This window comes from Pedobacter africanus, from assembly GCF_040548825.1.
In the GTDB taxonomy this organism is placed as follows: domain Bacteria; phylum Bacteroidota; class Bacteroidia; order Sphingobacteriales; family Sphingobacteriaceae; genus Pedobacter; species Pedobacter africanus_A.
In genome coordinates, this window is the sequence record NZ_JBEPSL010000002.1 from 519,794 (window position 1) to 545,482 (window position 25,689).

Annotated in this window: 18 protein-coding genes; 11 read left to right on the forward strand and 7 right to left on the reverse strand. The window is 43.3% G+C overall.

Annotated elements, in window-relative coordinates:
• Positions 1–191 precede the first annotated feature (191 nt).
• The 7 genes from ABIE26_RS12400 to ABIE26_RS12430 all read left to right on the forward strand — a co-directional run bounded on the left by ABIE26_RS12400 (position 192) and on the right by ABIE26_RS12430 (position 12,639).
• Positions 192–2,063: a SusC/RagA family TonB-linked outer membrane protein gene (locus ABIE26_RS12400; protein WP_310142494.1), complete on the forward strand. Its 1,872-nt coding sequence runs from the start codon at positions 192–194 to the stop codon at positions 2,061–2,063.
• Between the two features lies 1 nt (position 2,064).
• Positions 2,065–3,597, forward strand: a complete 1,533-nt coding sequence (locus ABIE26_RS12405) for a SusC/RagA family TonB-linked outer membrane protein (protein ID WP_354376046.1) — start codon at positions 2,065–2,067, stop codon at positions 3,595–3,597.
• A 26-nt stretch (positions 3,598–3,623) separates the two neighbouring features.
• Positions 3,624–5,066 carry a RagB/SusD family nutrient uptake outer membrane protein gene (locus ABIE26_RS12410; protein WP_310142493.1) on the forward strand — a complete coding sequence of 481 codons (1,443 nt, stop codon included), beginning with the start codon at positions 3,624–3,626 and terminating at the stop codon, positions 5,064–5,066.
• A 22-nt stretch (positions 5,067–5,088) separates the two neighbouring features.
• Positions 5,089–6,675 (forward strand): FAD-dependent oxidoreductase, encoded by a 1,587-nt coding sequence (locus ABIE26_RS12415; RefSeq protein WP_310142491.1) that lies wholly within the window; start codon positions 5,089–5,091, stop codon positions 6,673–6,675.
• Positions 6,676–6,682: 7 nt separating this feature from the next.
• Positions 6,683–8,488: a hypothetical protein gene (locus ABIE26_RS12420; RefSeq protein ID WP_310142489.1), complete on the forward strand. Its 1,806-nt coding sequence runs from the start codon at positions 6,683–6,685 to the stop codon at positions 8,486–8,488.
• Between the two features lie 15 nt (positions 8,489–8,503).
• Entirely contained in the window at positions 8,504–10,375 is a 1,872-nt protein-coding gene (locus tag ABIE26_RS12425; protein ID WP_310142487.1) for a glycoside hydrolase family 127 protein, read from the forward strand.
• A 68-nt stretch (positions 10,376–10,443) separates the two neighbouring features.
• On the forward strand, positions 10,444–12,639 hold the full coding sequence (locus ABIE26_RS12430) for an alpha-L-rhamnosidase C-terminal domain-containing protein (protein ID WP_310142485.1): 2,196 nt from the start codon (positions 10,444–10,446) through the stop codon (positions 12,637–12,639).
• Between the two features lie 8 nt (positions 12,640–12,647).
• Here ABIE26_RS12430 and ABIE26_RS12435 read toward each other — a convergent pair whose 3' ends face one another.
• From ABIE26_RS12435 to ABIE26_RS12445, 3 genes are all read right to left on the reverse strand, one after another.
• Positions 12,648–13,124 (reverse strand): OsmC family protein, encoded by a 477-nt coding sequence (locus tag ABIE26_RS12435; RefSeq protein ID WP_310142484.1) that lies wholly within the window; start codon positions 13,122–13,124, stop codon positions 12,648–12,650.
• 61 nt (positions 13,125–13,185) lie between these two features.
• Entirely contained in the window at positions 13,186–15,720 is a 2,535-nt protein-coding gene (locus ABIE26_RS12440; protein ID WP_310142483.1) for a phosphocholine-specific phospholipase C, read from the reverse strand.
• A gap of 157 nt (positions 15,721–15,877) precedes the next feature.
• Positions 15,878–16,699 carry an ATP-binding protein gene (locus ABIE26_RS12445; RefSeq protein WP_310142481.1) on the reverse strand — a complete coding sequence of 274 codons (822 nt, stop codon included), beginning with the start codon at positions 16,697–16,699 and terminating at the stop codon, positions 15,878–15,880.
• A 246-nt stretch (positions 16,700–16,945) separates the two neighbouring features.
• Between ABIE26_RS12445 and ABIE26_RS12450 the strand changes: the two genes are divergently transcribed.
• Genes ABIE26_RS12450 through ABIE26_RS12465 form a run of 4 tightly spaced genes read left to right on the forward strand, consistent with a single transcriptional unit; the run spans position 16,946 to position 21,127 of the window.
• On the forward strand, positions 16,946–18,091 hold the full coding sequence (locus ABIE26_RS12450; protein WP_310142479.1) for a glycoside hydrolase family 88/105 protein: 1,146 nt from the start codon (positions 16,946–16,948) through the stop codon (positions 18,089–18,091).
• Positions 18,092–18,139: 48 nt separating this feature from the next.
• Positions 18,140–19,423: a PQQ-dependent sugar dehydrogenase gene (locus ABIE26_RS12455; RefSeq protein ID WP_310142476.1), complete on the forward strand. Its 1,284-nt coding sequence runs from the start codon at positions 18,140–18,142 to the stop codon at positions 19,421–19,423.
• Positions 19,424–19,430: 7 nt separating this feature from the next.
• A complete protein-coding gene (locus tag ABIE26_RS12460) occupies positions 19,431–19,877 on the forward strand; it encodes a c-type cytochrome (RefSeq protein ID WP_310142473.1) in 447 nt (148 codons plus the stop codon).
• Positions 19,874–21,127: a glycoside hydrolase family 88/105 protein gene (locus ABIE26_RS12465; protein WP_310142472.1), complete on the forward strand. Its 1,254-nt coding sequence runs from the start codon at positions 19,874–19,876 to the stop codon at positions 21,125–21,127. Before ABIE26_RS12460 ends, ABIE26_RS12465 begins: the two co-directional genes overlap by 4 nt.
• A gap of 24 nt (positions 21,128–21,151) precedes the next feature.
• Here ABIE26_RS12465 and ABIE26_RS12470 read toward each other — a convergent pair whose 3' ends face one another.
• From ABIE26_RS12470 to ABIE26_RS12485, 4 genes are all read right to left on the reverse strand, one after another.
• Positions 21,152–22,015, reverse strand: coding sequence for a hypothetical protein (locus ABIE26_RS12470; RefSeq protein ID WP_310142469.1), 864 nt, complete (start codon positions 22,013–22,015; stop codon positions 21,152–21,154).
• The gene (locus ABIE26_RS12475; protein ID WP_310142467.1) at positions 22,015–23,925 is read right to left on the reverse strand and encodes a glycosyltransferase family A protein; all 1,911 of its coding nucleotides are present in this window, start codon (positions 23,923–23,925) and stop codon (positions 22,015–22,017) included. Before ABIE26_RS12475 ends, ABIE26_RS12470 begins: the two co-directional genes overlap by 1 nt.
• Positions 23,926–24,026: 101 nt before the next feature.
• Entirely contained in the window at positions 24,027–24,677 is a 651-nt protein-coding gene (locus ABIE26_RS12480; protein ID WP_310142464.1) for a hypothetical protein, read from the reverse strand.
• Between the two features lie 55 nt (positions 24,678–24,732).
• Positions 24,733–25,689, reverse strand: coding sequence for a glycosyltransferase family 10 domain-containing protein (locus tag ABIE26_RS12485; protein ID WP_310142461.1), 957 nt, complete (start codon positions 25,687–25,689; stop codon positions 24,733–24,735).

Below are 25,689 nucleotides of genomic sequence, written 5' to 3' on the forward strand. Positions count from 1 at the left end.
CTGGCTAACAAAAGCCAATCAGGATATCTGATCAATTGAAACAACAACCAAATATTAATCCTAACCAAATGTATGAAAATTTTACTGGACTTACGTCCGGGAACACTGTTTCCTGTACGCTAAGGTTCCTGTCCGTACCGCGTCATTTAAACCTGCGATGGCAGACAGACAAAACTAAATGGGTATTAAGAATGAAACTGACCTTCGCTTTTTTACTGGTTACATTTTTACAGGTCAATGCGGCGAGTTATGCGCAAAGGGTAAGTTTAAATGTTAAACAGAAACCCATTAAAGAAGTGTTCTCCCTGCTGACCAAACAAACGGGCTACAATTTTATATGTGATGCCGGACTGATCAAAACCATAAGCCCTGTTACCATAAACGTGCGAAAGGTATCATTAAAGGACGTGCTGAACCAATGCTTCTCTGAAAAGGCTGTCGAGATTCTTTTTAATGACAATCAGACGGTAGTCATCAGGGAAAAAGAGATTCCCATACCAGATAAACACCTGGTCGCACCAATTCCGGTTACAGGAAAAGTAAGCGATGAAAAGGGGCTGCCTTTACCCGGGGTAAGCATCAGGACTAAAAAAACCGCCAATACCGTCGTAACAGATATCAATGGGAACTATAAAATTATGGCGGCCGATAAAGATGACGTTCTCATATTCTCCTATATCGGTTTCAGCACTTACGAAATCCAGGTAAACGAGTCTGACAATATCAATGTGATTTTAAAAGAACAGAAAAATGCGCTCGAAGAGGTACTGGTTATAGGATATGGGGAACAATCCAAAAAGAAGCTATCTACCTCCATTTCCAGGGTAGAGGGTAAATTCATCGGCGTTCAGCCGGTATCCACGCCAGGAGAAGCCCTTGCCGGGCTGGCCTCCGGTGTGCAGGTTCAATCTGGCAGAGGAGGATACCCAGGTGAAGCCCCAACCATCAGGATCAGGGGGATAGGATCTTTGGGAACAGACAGCGATCCGCTTTATGTGGTCGACGGCTACCCCTTGCAGGAATCAACACAGTTCAATCTGATCAACCCTGCTGATATTGAATCCATAGATCTTTTAAAAGATGCAGCATCAGCTGCGATCTATGGTTCAAGGGCAGCAAATGGGGTAGTTGTTGTAACAACCAAACGTGGAAAGGCGGGAAAAACAGCTTTCAATGTATCTGCTTATACCGGGGTACAGAATATTGCAAAAAAAGTTGATTTGTTGAGCCGCGACCAGTATATAGATTATGCCAGATATGCCACAAGGATGCGTGGCGTCACTTATCCGGTTGTTTTTGATACCGACCCGCAAAGCCTGCCGGATATTGACTGGCAGGATGTGATATTCCAGCAGGCTCCGATCGCTGATTTTCAGATTTCGGCAAGAGGTGGATCCGAAAAAGTAAAATATGCTGTATCTGGCGGCTATTTTAAGCAGGACGGGACAATGGTTGGGACTAAATACGACCGTTACAACCTCCGTTTTAACCTTGATGCAGATTTAAGTCCGAAACTCAAATTAGGAATTTCGATGTCCCCCTCCTATTCACAGCAATTCAGGCAGCCCGCAGGAGGGCAGTTCAGCGAGGCCTCGGCCAGTGAAACTACAGGGGCAAGGGCTTTGCCCAGCCCCATCCATTCTGCAGTATTAATGCCCCCCGTTGTATCTGTTTATGCCGCAGATGGGGATTATGCACAAGGGTACCGCGGATTAAAGAACGCCGCAAATGGCGTATTCTTTCAGGCGGCACTTTACAACCCCCTGGGTGTACTCGAACTTTATAAAAACCGGCTCCGCGAATATCGCATTCTCGGGAACAACTTCCTGGAATATGAACCTGTTAAAGATCTGAAATTTAAGACTTCCATTGGGGCCACCTTAAATATGAACGATCAGTACTCCTATATTCCGGCAATGCTGGCCAATGGAAGCGCCCCGGCGGCAAGCTTATCTACGCCTGTAATTACCCAGATCTACGCTGCCGAGGCCCAGTCTACCACCCTTAGACTGGCTTTGGGAAAATACCATCTCTTACAACAAGGCTTTAGGTACCAGTCATAACCTGAGTGCCCTTCTTTTATATTCTTTGCAGAAGTACAATGCAAAGTCGACAAGGGTTAACGGAAGGTCAGGCACCTATACCACAACTTTGCTGGAAAACCCACTCGCGTCTTCAGAAATCCTGGGTTCATTGGCCTACAGCCAGAATTCATTCCTGTCTTTCGGAGGAAGGATAAATTACGATTATAAAGGCAAATACATCTTCTCAGGTGCATTGCGACAGGACGGTTCCTCACGCTTTGGCCCCAACAACCGTTTTGCCTTATTCCCTTCCCTTTCAGGAGCATGGCGCATCAGCGAGGAAAACTTTATGCAACCGCTGAAAAATGTATTGAACGAGCTGAAACTACGTGCCAGCTATGGGGAAACAGGGAATGCTAACATTGGCGATTTTACCTGGTCGAATAACATTATCGATCGTGATTACGTTTTTGGTTCCCAAAAATCCTATGGATCTGCACAATCCGGCTTTGCCAACTATAACCTTACCTGGGAAAAGAACCGGCAGACGGACCTTGGATTAGAGGCTGGTTTTATGGATGACAAATACAGCATTTCTGTAGACTACTATACCCGTCATACAGAGGGGATGTTGTTTCAAAAAGACCTGCCAAGCATTATAGGTTATGCCACTTCATTCCGCACCAACCTTGGCAGGTTGAGCAACCGTGGTTTTGAAATTAGCGGAAAAGCCAATTTTAAGCTGGGTGAAGTTAAATGGACAGTAGATGCGAACCTATCTGCTAACCGCACACGGGTGGATGATCTGGGCGGACCAGGGTCTTTACCTGCACAATCTGCGATATTTGGCTGGGACAATGTATTCCAGGTAAAAGTGGGAGACCCGCTGGGCTTAATGCGGGGCTATGAGGTACAGGGGATCTTTAAGAACACACAGGACCTGGGTAAATATCCGCAATGGGTTACAGGCAATAAAGTGGGCGACTGGATCATTAAAGACCAGAACAATGATGGTGTAATTAATGAAGCAGACATGGCTGTCATAGGGCGTGGCTTCCCTGATTTTGTTTACGGTCTATCGAGCAGTTTCCAGTACAAGAACTTCGACGTGTCGCTCATTGTACAAGGCGTCCAGGGCGTAAATGTCATCAATGGCAATATCCGTCACCAGTTTGGGGTACATAACGTCAATACCAGCCCCACCTATTACAACAATATGTTCGACAGTCAGCAACCCGACAGGGGTGTAGAATACCCGGCACCGCTTGCATCGGGGGTAACGCCTTTAAACAACCTGACCAACAAAGCCGTATCCGATGCCTCATTCCTGCGGATCCGTAACCTTACACTTGGATACCGTTTACCCCAAAGTTTATTAAAAAGTATCAACATGCAGACCGTCCGCTTCTATGTTACAGGCCAGAACCTCCTGACTTTTACCAAATACAACTGGTACAATCCAGAAACAAGTGTTACCAGCGACTCTGTATACGCTGTACTCCGCCCTGGAGTGGACCAGGGTACCTATCCTGCCAACCGCGTATTTATTTTTGGAATCAACGTGGGTTTTTAATGATAAACTGCTTTAAAACTAAAATTATGGACCGTTATCTTTCTAAAATATATAAAACCCTGGTCATGGCAATGATCATGATAACCGCAGGCTGCGGGAAAGGGTTTGTTGACCTGACCCCGCAGCATATTATCGATGTCGGCACTTATTACAAGACAGAATCCGACATTACTGCAACACTCACCGGAGCCTATGGCAACCTGAGGGAAATTTACAGTAACTATTGGCTATACGCTGAATTGCCGTCAGACAATACACAGGTATTCTCAGAAAATGAAGGCGGATACGGGGAGTTCGACTGGCTTACCTACCGGCCTACCGGAGGTGTTTCGGGCCCCTGGAACCAGGCATACCGGACCATAGCAGCAACCAATATTATCCTGGACCGTATAGAGGCCATAACAATTGCCGCAAGCCTCAAAAACCAGTACATTGGCGAAGCTAAATTCCTTAGGGCACTCATGTATTTTAACCTCACTAAGTTTTATGGGGATGTGCCCTTGATATTAAAGGAACTGAAAACAGAAGCGGAAGCCTACACCTATAAGCGAAGTCCCGCATCCGAAGTATATCAGCAAATAGAAAAAGACCTTAAGGAGGCACATGTTGTGCTACCCCCAAAATTTACAGGGTTAAATGTGGGGCGGGCCACTGCCGGGGCAGCAAAATCACTACTGGGCAAGGTTTACCTGCAGCAGAAAAAATGGCCCGAGGCAGAAGCCATCTTACAGGAAGTTATACCAGCCTATACTTTCGAGCCCAACCTGTCCAAACTTTTCGGGCCTGGTAACGACGGCAATTCAGAAGTTATCTTTTCTGTTCAGTTCATCTCGGGCGGCCTGGCCCTGGGCAACTCCTTTGCGCATGCTTTTGCCCCGGCAAAATCCGGAACATCGATTGTGAGCCTTGGGGCGGCCAGTAACAATACCGGCACTCAGGACCTTTACGATGCCTTTGAGGTTTCAGACCTACGCAAAACCAGCTATCTGGGTATATTTAAAGACGGCACTAACCCAAAAATCTATTACTGGGCGAAGAAATTTGTATACAACGTGCCGATTTTGAACGAAGGTGAAAATGACTGGCCTGTTCTTCGTTATGCTGATGTTTTGCTGATGTATGCGGAAGCACTTAACCAGAACAATAAAACGGATGAAGCCCTGACCTACGTCAGCAAAACCCGGGTAAGGGCAAACCTGTCTCCGCTTTTGGGCCTGTCAAAAACAGATGCCCAGCTGGCTATAGAAAAAGAGCGGCGACTTGAGCTTTGCTTTGAAGGTCACCGCTGGCACGATCTGATCCGTTGGGGGAAAGAAGTTGCAACCATGCAGGCCTTTAAAACCAGGTACCAGTCTATAGACCCAAGGCTTTCCAACATGAGTGTGACGGCCGATAGAAAACTATTCCCTGTACCTTACAGGGAGATCAACCTTAACCCACTGCTGGAGCCTCAAAACCCAGGATACTAATTCTTTAATTTATCTTAAGAAAATGAAACTTACCTATATAGCTGCTCTGGCCCTTCTTGTTTTCAGTTCCTGGAAACCAGTGCAGGACTACGATGTTATCGTTTACGGCGCCACCCCTGCGGGAGTCACCGCAGCAGTAGCGGCTGCGCGCGAAGGCAGATCTGTAGTGATGATCGAGCCTTTAAGTATTGCCGGCGGGATGATGAGCGGAGGCCTTGGCTTCAGTGATTCCAACCAGATGTTCCGGGAAACTTTAGGCGGCCTTTTTGAAGAATTTCACAAACGTGTAGAGAAATTATATGCTGAACGTGGCGTTCAGCTCAGCTACCGTGTAGCTGAAAAAGACACCAAACACTGGACTTATGAGCCCCATGTGGCCGAACTTGTGTTTAACACCATGTTAAAAGAAGCCGGCGTAACCGTAGTGCTCAGTGAAACCCTGAAATCTGCAAAACTTAAAAACGGTGCCATTCAAACGCTGAAAATGAGATCGGGCAAGGTGTTTTCGGGTAAAGTGTTTATCGACGCCAGCTACGAAGGCGATCTGATGGCTGCTGCAGGAATAACCTACAGGGTGGGACGTGAAGGCAGGGAAGAGTTTGGCGAGTCCTTTGCAGGAGCTGTTTACCAGAAAAAAGCAGTTGGCATTTCTGCAACCGGCAACCATAAAAAACCTTTACCATTAATCAGTGGAACAACGGTTAGCCCTGAGGGACAGGGGGACCACAGGATCATGACCTATAGTTTCCGTTTGTGCCTGTCTGAAGATCCGGCCAACAGGCTTGCCTTTAAAAAACCCAAAGGTTACCATGCCGACAGGTACGAATTGTTCAGGCGGTTCTATAAAAGTTCTCCAAAAAGCGGCATCCCGTTCGATCTTTATCCCATTCCGGGTAATAAACTGGATGGCAACAATGGCATCGGTGCGCAGCTTTCGACCGGTCTGGTTGGTGAAAACTGGGATTATCCCAATGCCGGAATAAAACGTCGCCAGGAGATATGGGACAACCACCGCGGTTATACCGAAGGCCTGCTGTATTTTCTGATGACCGATCCGGCTGTACCGGAACAGGTAAGAAAGCGGATGGAAAACCTGGGCTATGCAAAAGATGAATTTGCCAGATATGGTCATTTCCCCCCTGTGCTATATGTCAGGGAAGCACGCAGAATGGTGGGCGATTATTTTTTAACACAAAAGGATATCCTGGAAACAAAGGAAAAACCTGATCCTATTGGCATCGGATCATTCCCCATAGATTCTCACGATTGCCAGCGCATTGTTACACCTGATGGCGGGTTCATCAATGAGGGCACCATCTTTCCTGCCAGGACCCGCATCAACGGGCGTGGTATAGCTTATCAGATCCCCTATCGCGCTATAACGCCAAAAGTTACAGAATGCACAAATCTGCTGGTGCCGGTTTGTATCTCGGCATCCCATGTTGCTTTTTCGTCCATACGGGTAGAACCTGCCTGGATGGTTATGGGCGAAAGTGCCGGCATCGCTGCTGCAATTGCCATCGAAGAAAACACAGCGGTACAAAATATAAACCAGGTTAAGTTCAGTGAGCGCCTCAAAACTAAACATCAGGTATTAACACTTAGGTAAATAGACTATGAAACAGTATTTTTTTTGGGCTATCCTGGTGATAGCCGGGCTAAACTCATGCCAGAAAATGAGCGAGCTGCAGCCGGAAATTTTAACGGACAGCCTCCATCATGTTCCTTATCTGACCATCGCACAGCTCAGGAGTGGTGTGGCAGATCATCACGACATTGTGTATATCAATGACGGACTGCGCTCGGGAACTTTTCAATATGATGCAAATGATACCACAAGTCAGGATGATGGCTCCATGACCATCATTAGCAGTTCCAGGCGGTACAAGCGTGTCTCTACCTTTGTTACGCTTGAAATGTTTGGGGCCAAAGGCGATTACAATTACACTACAAAAACCGGTTCAGACGATACAGACCCCATTCAGAAAGCGCTCAATTACTGCTCTAAAAACGGCACTGAGATCAGGCTGCTTGCAGGAAAGAAATACCTGACGCACACCTTATACCTGTATAAAGACAGCCTGAAGAATCCCGGCTACCAGTCCAAACCCGGCAGGATAAAAATTACCGGTCAGGCTGGTGGCATAGCAACGGGCGATCTCGAACCACAAGGCGCAGGCTTTGTGCATGTAAACAACGAAACGGCCAACCTGATTGAATGCATTGGGTTCTTCTCCATAAGCAGCCCGGCAACCATGGGTGGTCAAATTGATTTTGAGAATGTAAATTTCATGGGGGGTAATAAAACAACCAATGTGATTTACCTGGAGGCCTGCCAGGGACAGATCCTGTTTAAGAACTATACCGTTCAGATCAATAATCCAATAGGAAATGGGATAACCGAGGTTACAACCTGGGAGACCGAACATCAGAACGGGCTGATCCGTGGCCAGGCCTCTGGCAACGGCAGCTGGACAGGAATAGGGCTGAATATCAAATCCAATGAATCTGAGGGGCAGATCAACATGAAAGTGTACAGCAATGTAAACGTATACAAATGCGGCTACGGGATAAGAATTGGCCGAAGAAATGCCAGTACAGGTACCATCGGACCGCTAAACTTTGTTGGCGGACAGGTTAGTTTGTCCGATCAGCACAACATGTGGCTGGACGGGGGAACCTACAACCTTGTCTCTACCGGACAGCAATTTGAAGGGTCAAGACTGAACGCGGTACTGATCGATTCGGACGGGGCAAATGACCTGCCAAGAAACATCAAATTTATCAACCCTTACTTTACCGGTGGCGGAAGAATTGAAGACGGTAGCTATGATAGTTATGCTGTCCACATTAAGGATGGTGTGGGTGTTGAATTCGATAGTCCCCTGTTCAACAACCTGGGCAATGGCATTGTCTTCAATAAAGCCCTTACACAAGGCCTGGTGATCCGGAGACCGGTTGTCAGAACGGTAAGGGCATACGGTGCCGCCAGTGGGACTTTTATAGATGCTTACGGCAGCAACGTGGCCAGCAACAGGCTGAGCCTGGAAGATCCTGTATTTAACCAGGCACCTGCAACCTATATTTCAGAATCAGCGCTGACTGCCTTCCTTACTACCGCAGCGGGCGGGCGGCTTTCCATTGGGAATAATGCAGCAGTGGTATCCTGTGGTATGGGGGCCGGGACACTTCAGGCCGCGCAGATACTGAATTTCAACAATACTGCTGCTACAACCATAACCAACATTACCGGCGGACAATTGTTCCGGGAACTGCTGCTTACTTTCAGCAACTCATTCACGACCATTGCCAATAACACGAACATCAGGCTTTCCGGCAGTACAGATTTCCCGACTACTTCGCGGTCGACACTGAAGCTCATCTGGATGGGAAGTTACTGGCAGGAAATCTCAAGAAGTTAACCTTATAAAAATAGCATGACACTAAAAATAACCCTGCTGCTGAGTGCATCGTTACTAGTACTTGCCCTCAGTTGCCTGGCCCAGCAAACCAATACTGTCCCGGATCAATTGAAACCAGTATGGTCCAGCCATATCACTGGTTTTCCCGCACAGCGATTCAATGATGCCTACAACAACCGCATCCTTGCGCAGGATGTAAACCGCCTGGTAGCACCGTTCAACAACCGCACGGAATCGCGGTACTGGCAATCTGAATTTTGGGGCAAATGGTTTACCTCGGCCGTACTTGCTTATCGTTACCGGCCTGAACCCCGGCTTAAAGCTGTACTTGATGATGCAGTGACAAAGCTTATTGCTACACAAAGTCCTGATGGTTACATCGGCAATTACGATGAAAAAAGCAGGCTGGAGCAATGGGATATCTGGGGCCGCAAATATTGTTTGCTGGGCTTGCTTGCGTACCACGACCTGACTGGCGATGCCAAAAGCCTGAAAGCTGCGCGTGCGGCAGCCGATCACCTGATCAGGGAGCTCAAAGCGCATAATGCACTTATTGTCAGAAAAGGCAACCACCGGGGCATGGCCGCATCTTCAGTGCTTGAACCAATTTGCCTGTTGTACAACAAGACGGGAGAACAGCGCTACCTGGCTTTTGCCGAAGAAATAGTGAAACAATGGGAGTCTGAAAATGGCCCACAACTTATTTCCAGGGCTGAAATTGAGGTGGGCAAACGTTTCCCCCAGCCAAAGCACTGGTTTGGCTGGGAACAGGGTCAGAAAGCCTATGAAATGATGTCCTGTTATGAAGGCCTGATTGAACTGTACCGGATAACCGGCAAGCCTGCTTACAGGCTTGCCGTCGAAAAAACATGGGACAGCATCTACAAAACAGAAATTAACATTGCTGGTTCAGGCTCATCTGCAGAATGCTGGTTTGGGGGAAAAGAGGTTCAGACCTTGCCCATAAACCACTATCAGGAAACCTGTGTAACAGCAACCTGGATTAAACTCAACCAGCAACTTTTAAAGCTCACTGCCGAAGCCAGGTATGCGGATGCTATAGAGCATACTTTCTACAATGCGCTACTGGGTGCCATGAAGCCCAACGGGAGCGATTGGGCCAAATACAGCCCTTTGGCCGGGCATCGGCTGGAAGGCAGCGAGCAATGCGGCATGGGGCTGAACTGTTGCGTAGCCAGCGGGCCGAGGGGCTTGTTTACACTACCCTCTACAGCAATAATGCAAAGTTCCAAAGGCGTTCAGGTCAACTTTTTCATTCCTGGCAATTATACGTTCCGGACGCCTGAAAATCAACCAGCCGAATTCATACAGGAAACGGACTATCCTGTTTCGGGCAAGATAGGTATTAAGATAATGGTAGGGCGGCCGGAACGGTTCACCGTGGGCGTCCGCATACCCTCCTGGAGTACACAAACACAGCTGCGGATCAATGGTCAGGCTATTCCTTCAGTTGTTACCGGCCAGTACGCGCAAATTACCCGGACATGGACCTCCGGTGACACCATCACACTTGATCTTGATATGCGGGGGCATATTGTTTATTCGGGAAAGGGAAACTTTGCCGTTTTACGTGGACCAATTGCCTTGGCAAGGGACATGCGCCTTGGCGGCCCTCATGTGGATGATGCACTGATCCCCATGCTCAACTCATCAGGTTTTATCGATCTTCAGTCAGCAGGAGTGAATAGTGATGGCTTCTGGATGAAATTTAAGGCCGATTTTAAAATTGAGTCCCATAAAGAAGGTCCGAATGATCCGATATCATTAATTTTAGCTGACTATGCCTCGGCAGGCAATACCAACAATGACTCATCACGTTTCAGGGTGTGGCTGCCAAAGTTATTCGACCCAAAAGACCAGAAATGAGTGTAAAAAACCAACAATTAAGCATCATAAGGCACCTTTTAGCAGCCCTCGTCTTAATCTTTGCCACAATGAGAATACAGGCCCAGTCTTTAAAAGCACCTGCTGACTTAAGGACAGACCTGCTTTTACAAAGCAACACCCGGGATTTGCCCGGCAGGGCGGCTTTAACAGCAAATCAACATCCGCATTTTACCTGGGTGATGAATGATACTGCAACAAACAGCTATCAGGTTGCTTACCGTATACTTGTTGCCTCTGCACCTGAAAAACTCAAAGCAAACAAAGCTGATGTATGGGATTCGGGGAAGATATTTGCGGCCTGGCAGCCTGGAACACCATACCGGGGCCCTAAACTTATTCCCAATGCTGCTTATTACTGGAAAGTGATGGTCTGGAATAAGCTCGGGGGCCAAAGCCCCTTTTCAAAAGCGGCAGCTTTCAGGACTGCTAACACCCTGAATCAATATAGAACAGCCGTTTATCCGCTAATTAAATCAACACAGTCACCGGTACGCAGCCGGGTATTGAAAAACAAGAACCTGCTTTATGACTTTGGAAAAGATGCCTTCGGGCAATTCCATATCAGCGCAATTTCCCTGACAGGAGCGGACACCTTAAAAATACATATCGGAGAAACAACGGATAGCACTGGGGCTGTAGAAACAAAACCTAAAGGTACCATTCGTTATCGTTTGCTCAGCCTGCCTTTAAAAAAGGGCAAACACAACTACCAACCTGAATTTTTAGCCGATAAACGAAATACAGGTTCCAATGCCATTCGCATGCCAGCGTACATTGGTGAGGTAATGCCTTTTCGTTACCTGGAAATCGAAAACCCGGGGAAAGGGATCACTATAAATAGGGTACAACGTTACGTGGTAACCTATCCGTTTAATGATACAGCCACTTTATTTAAAAGTTCCGACACCTTGTTAAACCAGGTGTGGGAACTTTCCAAATACACCATCAAAGCGACATCTTTTACCGGATTATATGTTGATGGTGACCGTGAACGCATTCCCTATGAAGCCGACGCGCTCATCAACCAGCTATCACATTATGCCACAGACGCTGAATTCAGCATGGCCAAACGCACATTGGAATACCTCATTTACCACCCAACTTGGCCTACGGAATGGTCACTTCAAAACCTGCTTATTGCCTGGAACGATTATTTGTATTCAGGTGATATCAGAACAGTTAAAGTACTTTATCCTCAGCTAAAACCAAAGCTACTGACTGCACTGGCCCGCGCTGATGGCCTCATCAGCACCCGGACAGGGAAGCAGGACACTGCTTTTACCCGATCTATCCATTTTGAAAGGTTCAATGGAAATGCTGTGCTGAAAGATATTGTAGACTGGCCACAAAAAGGTGGCTTTGGGCTGGACAAACAGGCAGCAGGCGAAACTGATGGTTTTGTTTTTTCCGATTATAACGCTGTTGTAAACGCATTTCATTACCAGGCACTGCTGTGCATGTCCAATCTTGCCCTCGCGCTAAACGAACAGAAAGATGCGGTTGCTTTCAGGGAGCAGGCAGACAAAGTTAAGGCCGCCTTTCAAAGTGCTTTTATCGATCCCGTTACCGGTACGATAAAGGATGGTGAAGATACCATTCACAGTTCTTTACATGCCAACATGTTCGCCCTTGCCTTTAACCTTGTACCAGAAAGCAACAAAGCCAGGGTACTGGCGCACATTCGTTCAAGGGGCATGGCTTGCAGCGTTTATGGGGCCCAGTTCCTGCTAGATGGCCTTTACAACAGCGGCGAGGAACATTATGCCTTAGAACTTTTAACCTCAACAGATAAACGGAGCTGGTACAATATGATACGAAGCGGTACGACTATGACAACCGAAGCATGGGATACCGACTATAAAAACAACCAGGACTGGAATCACGCCTGGGGTGCTGCACCTGCAAATATCATTGTAAGGAAACTGATGGGAATAGAACCCTTATCACCTGCTTTTGAAACTATACAAATAAAACCACAACCGGGCAGTCTTAAAGCAGCAGCACTGACACTTTCAACCATAAGGGGTAAAATAAAAACGGCTTTCAATAGAAATGATTCAATGTTTTGCTTACAGACGACCCTTCCGCCTAATTCCAAAGGGCTGATCTATCTGCCCCGACAAACGGAAAAAGACCAACTCTTTAAAAATGGAAAAAAGCTAAATGCTATACCGGATGGTAAATTCTGGAAAATTCCTGAGGTAAAACCCGGGACCTACACCTGGGAAGTAAAATATCTGTAGCGCGTTGCCTAACCACGTTCTACAATACATTTTGGTTCATGCTTAATCGGAAAATTGCAGGAATTGGCAATAAAACACATCTTATTTGCCTGTTCATGCAGTGCATTGGCTTTTTCTATCTGCGACTCATCAGTAATTACCACAACCGGGTTCAAAGTAACGAGCGTAAAATGACCGCTGCCATCCGGGTTTTCCTGCATATCGCCCACCGGGGTATCTTTGTATTCCATTACAATGATCTCATTTTGCGAACACAGGTGTAAATACCACAGCATGTGACAGGAAGACAAAGAAGCCAGGAGCAGGTCTTCTGGGTTGTGTTTGGTTTTATCACCAAGAAAAGCAGAGTCGGAAGAGCCCATTATATCTGGTTTCTGATCAATGGAAATGATGTAACTTCTGTCGTATGACCTGTAATCCATTGTCCCTGAGCCTTTATTACCTGCCCATGTAAGTGTCGCCTGATATTGATGTATTTTAGCCATAACGAATGTAATTTATTGTTTCCACCAATTTAAACATTCTTCCTTATCAATGCTACATAAACTAAACAATTCCTCCCATTGCCGGATCGGTAAAGCTGGCTGCGCCGGTTTCTACCCTGCCGGCATATCTTTGCTCAAAACTGTTTTCACCTTCTACTTTTAAGCTGAAATCGTACCAGCCATATGCTTGCTTTAAATCCAGTACAATCTCCTGGGTGCTCCCTGCTGGTATGTCCTTCTTAAGGTCGTTTTTACGATAGCCCAGGTCCTGGATCACAACTGTATGGCGCTTTGATGAACTTCCGTTGGCTATTTTTAATCGCACATTACCTGTAGGCTTTCCATTTGCCATTTCATAAGCGCAGCTGATCCCCAGATCAGGGTTATTAGCCGATCCGATAAACTCCCTGTAATAGCCATTCGGTCCATCAACCCTAAGGTGATACTTCCCATTTTCAAAACCCGATACAGGCCAGTTATAAGTTAAGGTATCACCTGCAACTGCAGCGAAGGACCAGTTCCGGCATACCTGCGAACCCATTTCATCGTCTTTGTAGGCTACAGGTGCATATACTGCGAAAGGCGCACCTACTGCTTTTTTACCAAAAACAGCATTATCAGCTTTAAATTTTATTTCGAAATTCTTTTTATCGGCCTGTAGTTTTCCATCCACATAAAGCTCATATGGCAGTGCGCAGGAAAGGCGTATGCCTTTTTCCTGTACTGACATTACTGTTCCGGAAAGCGGATTTGCCCGATAGGCAGTAACATCTGCATCTGTCAGCTTTTTAAATCCTGAAGGATCGCCCTTAAACTTGGCATTGTAAATACTTTCGACCATCGCATCGCGCTTCAGGAAGTCTATTTTATCTGGTTTCTCTCCATTAAAAGGCGTAAATACAGAACTAAGGTCACCACAAATGGCCCTGCGCCATTTACTGATGTTCTCAATTTTAATCTCTTTGTTCAGCTTATTACTGAAAAATACTTCCAGAAACTGCAGGGTTGAAGTGTGATCGAATACTTCTGAACACACTCTTCCTCCCCTGCTCCATGGCGAAGCAATGAGCATGGGCACCCGGAATCCCAGGCCAATCGGCGCTTCTCTTGCCGCTTTTTCAGGAACTCCCTGTTTGAGTTCATTTGCAAGTCTTACATGCTCTATTTCCGTATCAATTCCCTCCGATACCTTACCCGTTCCGGGAATATTGGCATCGGGAATAGAGAAGGGTTTTACATGATCGAAATACCCGTCATTTTCGTCGTAGGTCGTAATGAAAATGGTTTTTTTCCATACCTCCGGGTTCTTGGTGAGGATGTCCAAAATCTCTGAAACATACCATGCCCCATACCATGGTGCACTTGGATGGTCAGAGAAATTCTGAGGGCCGGCCAGCCAGGAAACTGCAGGTAACTTACCCGTATTCACATCCTTTCTGAACTGGTACAGTACATCACCTTTAGGAACGGTGACCTCCCGTTTCGTATTCCCTTCTTTGTAACTCAGCGTGGTAATGCTCCGGTAATCCGGATCGGCAGCATTGGTAACGAATGCGCTTTCAAAAAGTACCTTCTGCCGGTCAGATAATTTATGATACTCCTCCCTGCTCCACTTTTTCAGTTCAGCCGCTGCATTGTCCAGGGCCTCCATTTTATTTTTCAGGTCTTTCTGTATCTTTTTTGCCGCCGCCTCACTGGAAGGACTTGCTTCCTGCAACTTGTTGATCTCATCGGGCAGGGTCTCGACCACCTTTTGCAGGTTATTTACATATCTGGATGAAAACTTCACATTGTAAGCTGAGAAGAATTCGAGCAGGTTACAGCCAAAATTACCCAGCCAGGCACGTTCCTCGCCCTTATACCCACCTCCGCAACTCAAATCGTTCTGATAAAACCTCCATTTTACATGATGTTCCTCGAGCAGTTCGGGAAAGGCTTTCCATGGCAATTTACCAAAGCTGAAATCATCATTCCTGATGTTTACTTTTTGTATCCCGTCGAGCTGATAGGATACTTTTCCTGTCCAGAAGAACGACCTGTTGGGTGTGGTACTGGTCATTCCGGAACAGAAATTCTGATCACAAACCGTGAATGCATCGGCCATGGCATAGTTAAATGGCAGGTCTTCGCGGTTGTAATGTCCTAAGGTAAGCGGCATTCCCGCGTAGCTTTTGTTTCCCGATTTTTTGGAAGTCAGCCATTTATCGTATTTGCCCTTATTGTAGGCATCCACCTGGCTGGCCCTTGAATGTGGAAGGGAGCCAATCCAGGTTACCTTGGAATCTTTAATATTTAAGCGGAAGGGCGCATAAGTATCACCTACTGCATCTGTCTGCATCCATACCGGCTTTTGATCGGGAAGTGTAATTGCACGGGGATCATTAAACCCTCTTACGCCCTGTAAAGTACCAAAGCAATGGTCAAACGACCTGTTTTCCTGCATCAGGATAACGATATGTTCCGCATCAAGAAAACTACTGCCCGGTTTCGGGTCTATAGCCAGTGCCCTTTGTATAGATGCCGGCAGCATTGTGGAAAGCCCGGCAGCGCCAGAAAGCAGCAGGGATTTTCTGATAAATTCTCTTCTTGATTCCATAATTGAAGTTTGTGTGTTTAAGGCCTATGGGTTAAATAAGCTTTCTAATTTCACAAATTAAATGATGGAATATGTGTATTTCTTATAAAATTTTTGTTATATTTTGTTTAAAAACATTAAATCTGATTTCCATTGAAGACGATTTGATTACAAAACCTTATTTCAATTGGTAGGCCATTACGCTTTTCTTCCAGAAGGTAGGAATGTAAACAATGCGCTTAACCGGATCATAACCTATGTCTGCAGTATTCTTTTTTTCCAGGTGGCAGTCCAGCAGCAAGTCATACTTCCCGTCGGCATATACATAATACACATACCCTCCCCAGCAGGAAAACAGCCAATCGCCATTGCCAACAGGTTCTATGCCATCCCCTCCGTTAGGGAGTTCCGCAATTTTAGCCAGCTTTTTACTGGCATCGGCTTTCCATAAGGTCTTACCTCCGGCAATATACAATTCATCACCCAAAGCCTTTAAACCGTTTACGCCTGCTACATTTTCCATATAAAGCGACACTTTATTACCCTCCAGCTTGTGGATCCGTTTTGTCCTGGAATCGGAAACATAGACGATGCCTTTATCGCTAACGGTAATGTCGTTCAGAAATTTGGCGCTATCTACCGGTATTTTCAGTTTCACTTTAGCTTTTGCTATATCTACAACCACCACATCGGTCAGATCGGCCACATACAACATATTACCACTTTTTGCCAGTCCCTTGGGCGAATTCAGCCCGGTTATCCAATCGTGGTTCAGCAGCTTCCCATCCAGGCTAAGTTTTGCAACGCCACCGATACCATCTTTATCATTCGGGTTATTTCCCATTACAGAAACATATACAATACCTGCCTTGACATCAGGCAATGCAGATTCAGGCACATTAATTACACTATCTGTTTCCCACAGCTTTTCCAAACGGTGCTGGGCATTTGAACCTAATGCGGCAAAAGCAAATAAGGCAAGGGCAAAATACTTCTTCATACAAATGAGTTGAGGTTAAATATGATCTGTTAAAATACATAATTATCTTAAAATTCGGGATTTGCGGCGGCAATCCAGGCCTTCCTATCAGATAAAATGTTATCCCGATTTGGCCATCTTGTCAACGATCTTACCATTAACCTCAGATTATAGCCCAAAAAGCGGATATACGTTACTACAAGCTACTTTGCTGATTTCCTAACCATCAAATAAACACTAACTTTAAGTGTATAAATGAACCAAATAATGAACAAAAATTCTATTTTAGGCATAACCTGCCTGGCATCTGCCCTTTTATTTTTGGGAACGAACAGCAGTTATGCACAATCGAAGGCCTCGGATTTGAAAAGCTGGCCAAAAGGAGCTTCTCCAAAAGAAATAGGTGTTAGAATTGCAGATCGTTTTGTAACTACTCCGCATTCCAATTTCAACCGGCCAGGCCCGCCGAAAGTAATTACTTATCCTGAAACCTGTACCTGGTACGGGGCACTTACCTTTGCTAAAGAAACTAAAGATGCTAAGCTGCTTGGAAAATTAAAAGACCGTTTTGAGCCGCTGTTTGGCATAGAGGCTAAAATGATTCCGGTGCCAGACCATGTTGACTACAGTGTATTTGGATCTGTACCGCTTGAATTGTATATGCAGACCAAGGAGAAAAAATATTTCGACCTGGGCATATCCATTGCAGATAAACAATGGGGCCCACCGGAAGGCCCGAGGGTAGTAGCGGCATCGCAAGGGTATTACGACCAGGGCTACACCTGGCAAACCCGTTTATGGATAGACGATATGTTTATGATCACGGCAGTACAAGCTCAGGCATACCGGGCAACCGGAGATCAGAAATACATTGACCGGGCTGCAAAAGAAATGGTATTCTACTTAGATCAGCTGCAAAAACCAAATGGCTTGTTCTATCATGCCCCTGATGTACCCTACTACTGGGGACGTGGCGATGGCTGGATGGCGGTAGGTATGGCCGAACTGTTAAGGTCTTTGCCGAAAAACAATCCAAATTACGAAAGGATCATGAAAGGCTATAAAACCATGATGGCTTCATTATTGCAATACCAGACTGAAGAAGGCATGTGGCGACAGCTGATTGACAAGCCGGAATCCTGGCCTGAAACTTCCGCAACCGGTATGTTTACCTTTGCATTTATCACTGGTGTAAAAAATGGCTGGCTGGATAAAGAAGTATACGGTAAAGCAGCGCGTAAAGCCTGGTTAAAACTAATTACCTATATCAATGCCGACAACGACATCACAGAAGTATGCGAAGGCACCAACAAAAAAAACGACTACCAGTACTATTTAGATCGTAAAAGAAATGTTGGAGATTTACACGGACAGGCACCACTTTTATGGTGTGCAACTGCTTTATTACGTTAAACAGTATAAAAGCAGCAGTAGAATAAATAGTTTTAATAAAAAAACACAATGAAAAAAATACTTATCGTTCCCATCCTGTTCGGCGCACTTGTTTTTTTTACCCTCTATGCTTTTAAGGATATTTCCGCATTCCGGGGACCAAAACCTGATGCCGATAATGTAGGACTAGTACTGCCGGAAGGATTTGGCGCTTTAAAAGTAGCAGATATCGGTGCAAAAGCAAGGCATCTTGTGGTTACCCCTCAAGGAATCATCTATGTGAAATTAGCGCGCGTAAAAGATGGGAAGGGGATTATCACCTTACAGGAAAATGGCGATGGCAGGGCCCAGGTTACCGGGGGCTTTGGTGATTATGGCGGAACAGGTATCTACATGAAAGACGGTTATCTCTATGCCTCTTCCAATAAAGAAGTGTTCCGGTATAAATTGAACGACAAAAACGAGGTCATTGACCCAAATAATCCTGAAACGATAGTTAAAGGACTGAAAATGGGCCGTCAGCATGAAACCAAATCTCTTGTGCTCGACAATGAAGGCAATATGTACGTAAACATCGGTGTTCCTTCCAATTCATGCCAGGAGCAGGACCGTGGGTTAAGGTCAAAAGGTATCCCAGGCTGTCCGCTGCTGGATTCTGCAGCCGGCATCTGGCAGTTTAAGGCAAACAAACTGAACCAGAGTTATGCTGAAGGCCTGCGCTACGCTACTGGCTTAAGAAATGTAGTGGGCTTAGACTGGAACCAGCAGAACAATCAGCTTTTTGTAATGCAGCATGGCCGCGATAACCTGAACAGTTCATGGCCGGAGCTTTATGACACTAAAGAGTCAGCCGAGTTGCCTGCAGAATGTTTATACGCTTTGAAAAAAGGCGACAACGCGGGCTGGCCATTTATGTATTACGATGGCATTCAGCACAAAAAAATTGTGGCGCCTGAATATGGAGGCGATAAGAAAAAGGAAGCTGACCCTAAATACCTGGATCCTGTTGTGGCCTTCCCTGCTCATATGGCCCCTAACGGACTACTTTTTTACACTGGAAACATGTTCCCTGAAAAGTATAAAAACGGTGCTTTTATTGCTTTCCATGGTTCATGGAACAGAGCGCCAGAGCCTCAGAAAGGGTTCTTCGTGGTTTTCCAGCCATTTAAAGATGGCAAACCTTCGGGCGATTGGGAGATCTTTGCCGACAACTTTGCAGGTACGCCTGAGAAGGCTGCAATAAACAAAGCCGACCACCGCCCCTGCGGACTGGCGCAAGGTACCGACGGCTCTCTGTATGTAACTGATGACTCAAAAGGGCTGATTTATCGCATCCTTTATACCAAGAAATAAACAGTAAATGAAAAGAATTTTAGTGATGCTATTGGTCCTGACGGCAGGCAGCATACGCCTGTCTGCACAGACAAAAGGCAAGAAAGCTCCGGTTAAACCGCAAGCTGTTAGCGCAGCGGTAATGGCCAATGGTAAAAAAGTATACAACAAGTATTGCCTGGCCTGCCATATGGCCGATGGTGCGGGTGTTCCTAACATGAACCCGCCTTTAAGTAAAACATCGCATGTACTTGGCGATAAAACCAGGCTCATTAAGATTATCCTGAATGGATTGGCTACAGGAGAGGAAATTGATGGGGAAACCTATACCAATGTAATGCCTGCACATAATTTCCTTACAGATCAGGAAATTTCGGATGTGCTGAGCTTTGTAAGAAACAGTTTTGAAAATAAGGCCAGTGGTATTTCCGTTCAGGAAGTAAAAACAGTAAGGGCGCAAAACAAGAAAAAATGAGGAAGAAACACTATTTACTACTGATCGCTTTTTTAAGCTCGGGCAGTATCTTTGCACAGGAGAGCAACACTGAAGCTGTTGTTCGTAAGGTAGCAGACAACATCATTGCCAATACCTCATTTAAGTTTGTAAATACAAAAACAAACGAAACCTATACTTCTACAAAAGGGCTGGCATCTTCACCTGATATAAAAGTAGTCAGTAAATATAATAAATGGATGTACGTAAATGGTGTACTCACCATAGGCATGATGCAGATGGCCGATCTCCTTCAGGATAAGAAATATTCCAATTATTCAAGTCAGAACTTTGAGTTTATATTCAGCAACATAGGCTATTTTGAAACACTCTACAAGGCAAAAACGCCCAAAACAGAATTTGGGGGCTTTTTCAGCATGGGCAATCTGGATGCCTGTGGTGCCATGGCAGCAGGATTATCTGATGTTAATGCGCTCGCCAATAAGGCTGATTACAAGGCTTATCTGGATAGAGCAGCAAACTACATCTCCAACAAGCAGCTCAGGCTGCCTGATGGGACCTTTTCCCGCCCCGGCCCACGCTATATGACGATGTGGGCTGACGACCTTTTTATGAGCGTTCCTTTCCTTGCCAGAATGGGTAAAGTAACTGGCGACAACAAATATTTTGATGATGCCATTAAACAGGTTGAAAACTTCAATAAATACCTCTACGACACGCATACCGGGCTGTTTTTTCATAACTATTACCAGGATGTAGACATGAATGGCGTTGGACACTGGGGCCGCGCAAACGGCTGGCTGGCCGTAGCCCAGGCCCAGTTACTGGACCAGCTTCCGGCCAACCACCCCAAAAGGCCAGAATTGATTAAGCTGCTGCTACGCCAGATTGGCGGTTTTGCCCGCTACCAGGACCAAAGCGGCCTTTGGCACCAGCTATTGGATAAACCCGACTCTTACCTGGAAACCTCTGTTACGGCAATGTACGTTTACACAGTTGCCCATGCAGTAAACCAAGGATGGATCCATCCTAAATACATTTCTATTGCAAATGAAGGCTGGAAAGGCCTGTTAACTAAAATTACCCCCGATGGCCAGATGCAGGATGTTTGTATAGGCACCAATATGGACGAAGCCCTTAAATTTTATTATACCAGGCCAACGGAACTGAACGATACACATGGACTTGGTGCTTTTCTTCTGGCAGGAACAGAAATGGTTAAAGCAGAGCGGGCAGCTAACGCTGAGAATGTTGCGAAAGCAAAGAAATAACCTTATTGGGCCTTCACCTTAGTTTTATTTCGCACTAACCCTATGCTTCGATATAGTATTATTAACAAAAGTACTTAATAATAACTGGTAACCAATATTTAGGTTTAACTGTTGAGTAATAATCAGGTTGATCTCGCTAAAAAATAAAATCTCCCGGTTCCTATTGTATTCTTCTTCCCAGATTTTACCAAAAACATCCTCCCATTTACTAATCCAATTTAAATCATTTAACATGACAGTGTTCGAAATGTCCAAATAAATTTCATTAACAGCCGCCTCCATTGAAACGATTTCTTCCTGAAGAGGCTGGTCACTAAATTCGATAGTTTTTAAATAGCTAGCCTGGTGTTGATAGTACATTTGCCACTTATCTCCTGAAGAATGATCTGTAGCACAAACAAGTTTGTAGCAATCGAATAATATATATAAAGAAAAAGTTAAAATCATCTCATCATCGACCAATTCTTCAGCAAATACGTCTATCATTAAATTGCTAAATGTCTGCTCAAGAATCTGCAGATGCTTAATTTCAGGATTAACAAAGGCTGGACAAAGCTTGTATTGAACCGAATTTGTCAAGGGAGGCATGAATAGCGTATTATTTTGCTTGCTATTTAAAATAGCTGAAAATCCTTCTTCTTTAAAAAAGGACTTCAAAGATTGATCCAACGATTGCGCCACCACTCCCTCTTTCTTATCGGGAACCAAAAGTGATAAACTAATATTTTCTGCTGATCCATGATCAAACGTAAGTTTATAAGTAAGGAAATCCCCTTTTTCAAAATGATATTTTATGAATGGCTGAATGACACCTTTTATTGCCAAATGCCAGTTATTTTTTAATACAAAAACGGAGACATGCAACCAGCTGTAACTATTCGTTTTCATTAATTTATAACTATTGGATGATCTGAATTAAAATTCTTAAAAACAATCCCCTTACCAAATCCAGCGCTGTTAAGGTAAATATCCTTTTTTGAAGTGCCGTTTTTAAACAACTGTTTGGTTTTTAATTGATAATGAAAATTGATCAAATCCTTTTTAATATCAAGATCGGTTATATTATAAAACACTGCAAGCTTGTTTTGTAGTTTTGTTTCATAAAACTGGTCTTTTAGTTGAAATTGAAACTCATCTCCTGTTTTGGTTTTAAAAATAAGACTTTCGTCATCTTCCGCTAAATACCACTTCCCTTTTGTCCAATTAGATCCTTTTAAAGTGAATTCATATTTAGGCCATTGTTTAAAATGACTATGCTGAAAATCCATTTGCCTAAAGGCTCTATTATTAACAATCGTTCCAATCTCAAATATACCTGTATGGTACTTGAAAATTACCGTTGAAGTATATGGGTCAAGATACCGAACAAGTATTTTATCAAGCGTAATGTAGTCGCTTTCTACCGTAAAATTTTTCATGGACTCGCCTAGTACCTCACTATCATCGTTTAGCATAATCTTATTAATTCTAATGCGTTCAAGTCGATTAATAAAATCTATGCTTTCCAATTCTCCCTCGTCTATCTGCTCATCAAATCCACTAATTTTTAAAAAATTATCTTTTTTAACACATAATTTCTCTGATTTATTTTGACCGGAAAAATCATTAGGATATACATTATCATTCATTGAACAAATCACAATATTACTATTGATTTTAAATAGATTATTGATCTGTTCAGCAAAATTTTCCCCGGTAAATTCACCCGCCTTTATACTGCATAAAATATCTCCAGACGCCAATTTAAAAGCAAGATTTTTAGCATGACTACAATTGTATATTTTTTTCTTTTCTGTTTTATAATGGACGACTTTCCCTTCGTTAATATATTCATTCAAACTTTCTTTAAGCCATAATTCAATATCCTCCTCAGAATCATAGTCAACTATAATGAATTCGAAGTTGTTATAATTCTGATTATCTAAAATATTCCTAATCAATGTTTGTTTAAGTGAATTTAATATACCTACGCCTTCGATACAAAAAGATATTTTATATTTAAACCCACCTGTTATTTTAAACCGATTTTTAACCGGGTGGTAAATTTTATTTAATAAGTTTTCAGGTGCTTCAAATAGGGGTCTCCATAAGTGGGTTTCATCCGTGTAAAATTTGTCTTTGAAACCAGGTGGTACAAATTTCCCATTACCTCCAAAATCTTTTATTTTAAACTTATTTAAAAAAAGTAATGTTGGCATTAATACTTCATGATGCCCAACCCAACCATCTTTTAATGATTGATTCAAAAATTTTGCAGCTCTATTTGATATACTATAGATAGGATTAAAGGACATAATTAGATTATTCAGGTTTATTTCTTCTCCGGTCTTTGAAAAATTACTCCACCACTCCCAATCTTGATTAATTCTGTCTTCATACCGTGTAATAAAACAGCTTATAAAATCATATTCAACTTTTTTTGTTACTTGATTAAAAAAAGATGACCACTCTCCATTAAAAACAATATCATCTTCGATACACCAGTAATAATCATAATTCGGATTATCAAGATGGAATTTTAAAATTGGAAAATGGTTACTACCTGGAACAAGCGTATCCCTAACTGACTGATAATCCAGATCTTTCAATATCGAATCTGTAAATTCATAAACATTATAACCATATAGCCTTTTTTCCGGCTTATCAGCTCTATTATGATAGACAATAAACGTCTCGCCTAAGTTAGCAGTCGCTATTTTCACTTGTAGGTACAGGCGTATTAATGATTCACTCACACAATCACTTAAAATGAGAAAAGCCTGATTATTAGATCTTCTTTTACCAGGCATATCTTTCATTGAGGTCTTTCTGCTGATCACTAGCGTAATATAGATTGTTTAGTAAGGCGTTGTAGTAGTAAAATGTTTAGACAATTATAGCCAAACAGAGGATAAAAACATTATTCATAATAGTATCTATAAACTTCCTGAATTACCTGAAGCTTTTCACTTGCCATAGCAAAACGGTTTTGTGTCCATTCAGGATGATCCTGATTGTATTTAGTAACATCTGAATAACCAAAGAATTTTTGCTCGGAAATAAAAGGATAAAGAACCATCTTATTTGAAGTTAGTTCGGATAAAGTGTTGTCCACTTTTTTAGTTCTATCAAATTCTGTTTCGAGCATGGTTTGATAGAAACTTTTGTAAATAACAATAAATTGATTGCACCAATAGTTATCAATCCAAAATCTATTCTTGGTTAAAGGAAGTACATGACCAAAGCCTCCACTAATCCCCCCACATAAAATATCAGCTCCCTGGTTGTATGCATCAACGATATTTTCAAAAAGAAATTCTTTATTGTAATTCTTTGTAAACTGATGATCATCCTCACACAATACAATCACATCTTCATTATTTTCAATTGCAAGATTGATGATTTTAATCATGCTTTTCCAAAGCCCGGCTGCACCTACCGAATCTTCCACAGCCTCAATAACTGTTATTTTAAATTCTTCCTTATCTTTAAATTCATTCAGTACATGCGTTAACCTTTCTGTTCTTTTTTTTAGATTAATAATGTAAGTTGGTAAGCATAAAATGTCCATAGCTATACAATTCAGTTGATTCTAAAATACGAATAAGAATTCACAATGTAATTCATCAGCTAGGTTCATCATAGATTATTCTGATTTTATTTACCAACGCTTCTAAGGACTTTTGCTTCTCTATTTCAAAATCCACTTCATCATAACACCGATTAAAGGTGTCTATACATAAATTTAATCTATTTAAATAATCTTGTTTGCTGAGCCGGTCAATATAGGAATACAATTCCTGGCTGTTTTCAAATTTATCGTAATCAATAAAACTATCTTCAGGGAAAGTTTCATAGATAGCATTGTTAAAACTGGAATAAATAGGCAGACAATGTCCTATTATACTTTCCCATATCTTTTCAGAACAATAATACGGGAATGAGGTATTCTCCATACAAATATTGAATTGATAATTTTGTAGTATTTTCTGTTTAGACATTTGTCTATCATCATACCTGGATTCAGATAGGGCGATAGATTTCGGCCAGCCTCTACCAAAAACATCTACTTTTCCTTTTAAATATCCGTCATAAATGAGGTTTTGTCTTTTAATAGCTAAATCAATATCAATTCCATTTAAAACGAAGCGTTGTTTTTCCTCATATACATATGTTGCTAAAGCACAAATAGATTTTTCAGAAAATGAAACATCTAACATTGGGGGTATTTTTAAGGCTATTTTAGAACCATATATTGAGAAGTTTGAAAAGTAGACATTTTTTGTGTACATATTCATATTATAAATGGGTGCAGATATAATGTCATCTTGTATATGTTGATCTGTTTTACAAAACCTAGGCTCATGAGTCCAGATTAATATTGGCCTTGTTTTGATAGATTGACTTGCTAACCATGAATCAATAATTTTAAAAACCTCATCATCAAATCTTCTGGCAACGAAAATATCTGATTTGTTAATATCATCAGTAAATCCAATTTTATTTTTCTTAAAAAACTCGTGGGTTGAAAGTTCGTTTAAAATGTTATAGTTTAAACTGGTAATTGGAAATAATCTAATCAT

Bases quoted from the DNA above. Each gene is read 5' to 3' on its own strand.
- ABIE26_RS12450 (WP_310142479.1), top strand. From the start codon at position 16,946: ATGAACAAAAATTCTATTTTAGGCATAACCTGCCTGGCATCTGCCCTT.
- ABIE26_RS12440 (WP_310142483.1), bottom strand. From the start codon at position 15,720: ATGGAATCAAGAAGAGAATTTATCAGAAAATCCCTGCTGCTTTCTGGC.
- ABIE26_RS12445 (WP_310142481.1), bottom strand. From the start codon at position 16,699: ATGAAGAAGTATTTTGCCCTTGCCTTATTTGCTTTTGCCGCATTAGGT.
- ABIE26_RS12420 (WP_310142489.1), top strand. From the start codon at position 6,683: ATGAAACAGTATTTTTTTTGGGCTATCCTGGTGATAGCCGGGCTAAAC.
- ABIE26_RS12470 (WP_310142469.1), bottom strand. From the start codon at position 22,015: ATGAAAACGAATAGTTACAGCTGGTTGCATGTCTCCGTTTTTGTATTA.
- ABIE26_RS12430 (WP_310142485.1), top strand. From the start codon at position 10,444: ATGAGAATACAGGCCCAGTCTTTAAAAGCACCTGCTGACTTAAGGACA.
- ABIE26_RS12475 (WP_310142467.1), bottom strand. From the start codon at position 23,925: ATGAAAGATATGCCTGGTAAAAGAAGATCTAATAATCAGGCTTTTCTC.
- ABIE26_RS12435 (WP_310142484.1), bottom strand. From the start codon at position 13,124: ATGGCTAAAATACATCAATATCAGGCGACACTTACATGGGCAGGTAAT.
- ABIE26_RS12465 (WP_310142472.1), top strand. From the start codon at position 19,874: ATGAGGAAGAAACACTATTTACTACTGATCGCTTTTTTAAGCTCGGGC.
- ABIE26_RS12485 (WP_310142461.1), bottom strand. From the start codon at position 25,689: ATGATTAGATTATTTCCAATTACCAGTTTAAACTATAACATTTTAAAC.
- ABIE26_RS12400 (WP_310142494.1), top strand. From the start codon at position 192: ATGAAACTGACCTTCGCTTTTTTACTGGTTACATTTTTACAGGTCAAT.
- ABIE26_RS12425 (WP_310142487.1), top strand. From the start codon at position 8,504: ATGACACTAAAAATAACCCTGCTGCTGAGTGCATCGTTACTAGTACTT.
- ABIE26_RS12480 (WP_310142464.1), bottom strand. From the start codon at position 24,677: ATGGACATTTTATGCTTACCAACTTACATTATTAATCTAAAAAAAAGA.
- ABIE26_RS12410 (WP_310142493.1), top strand. From the start codon at position 3,624: ATGGACCGTTATCTTTCTAAAATATATAAAACCCTGGTCATGGCAATG.
- ABIE26_RS12415 (WP_310142491.1), top strand. From the start codon at position 5,089: ATGAAACTTACCTATATAGCTGCTCTGGCCCTTCTTGTTTTCAGTTCC.
- ABIE26_RS12460 (WP_310142473.1), top strand. From the start codon at position 19,431: ATGAAAAGAATTTTAGTGATGCTATTGGTCCTGACGGCAGGCAGCATA.
- ABIE26_RS12455 (WP_310142476.1), top strand. From the start codon at position 18,140: ATGAAAAAAATACTTATCGTTCCCATCCTGTTCGGCGCACTTGTTTTT.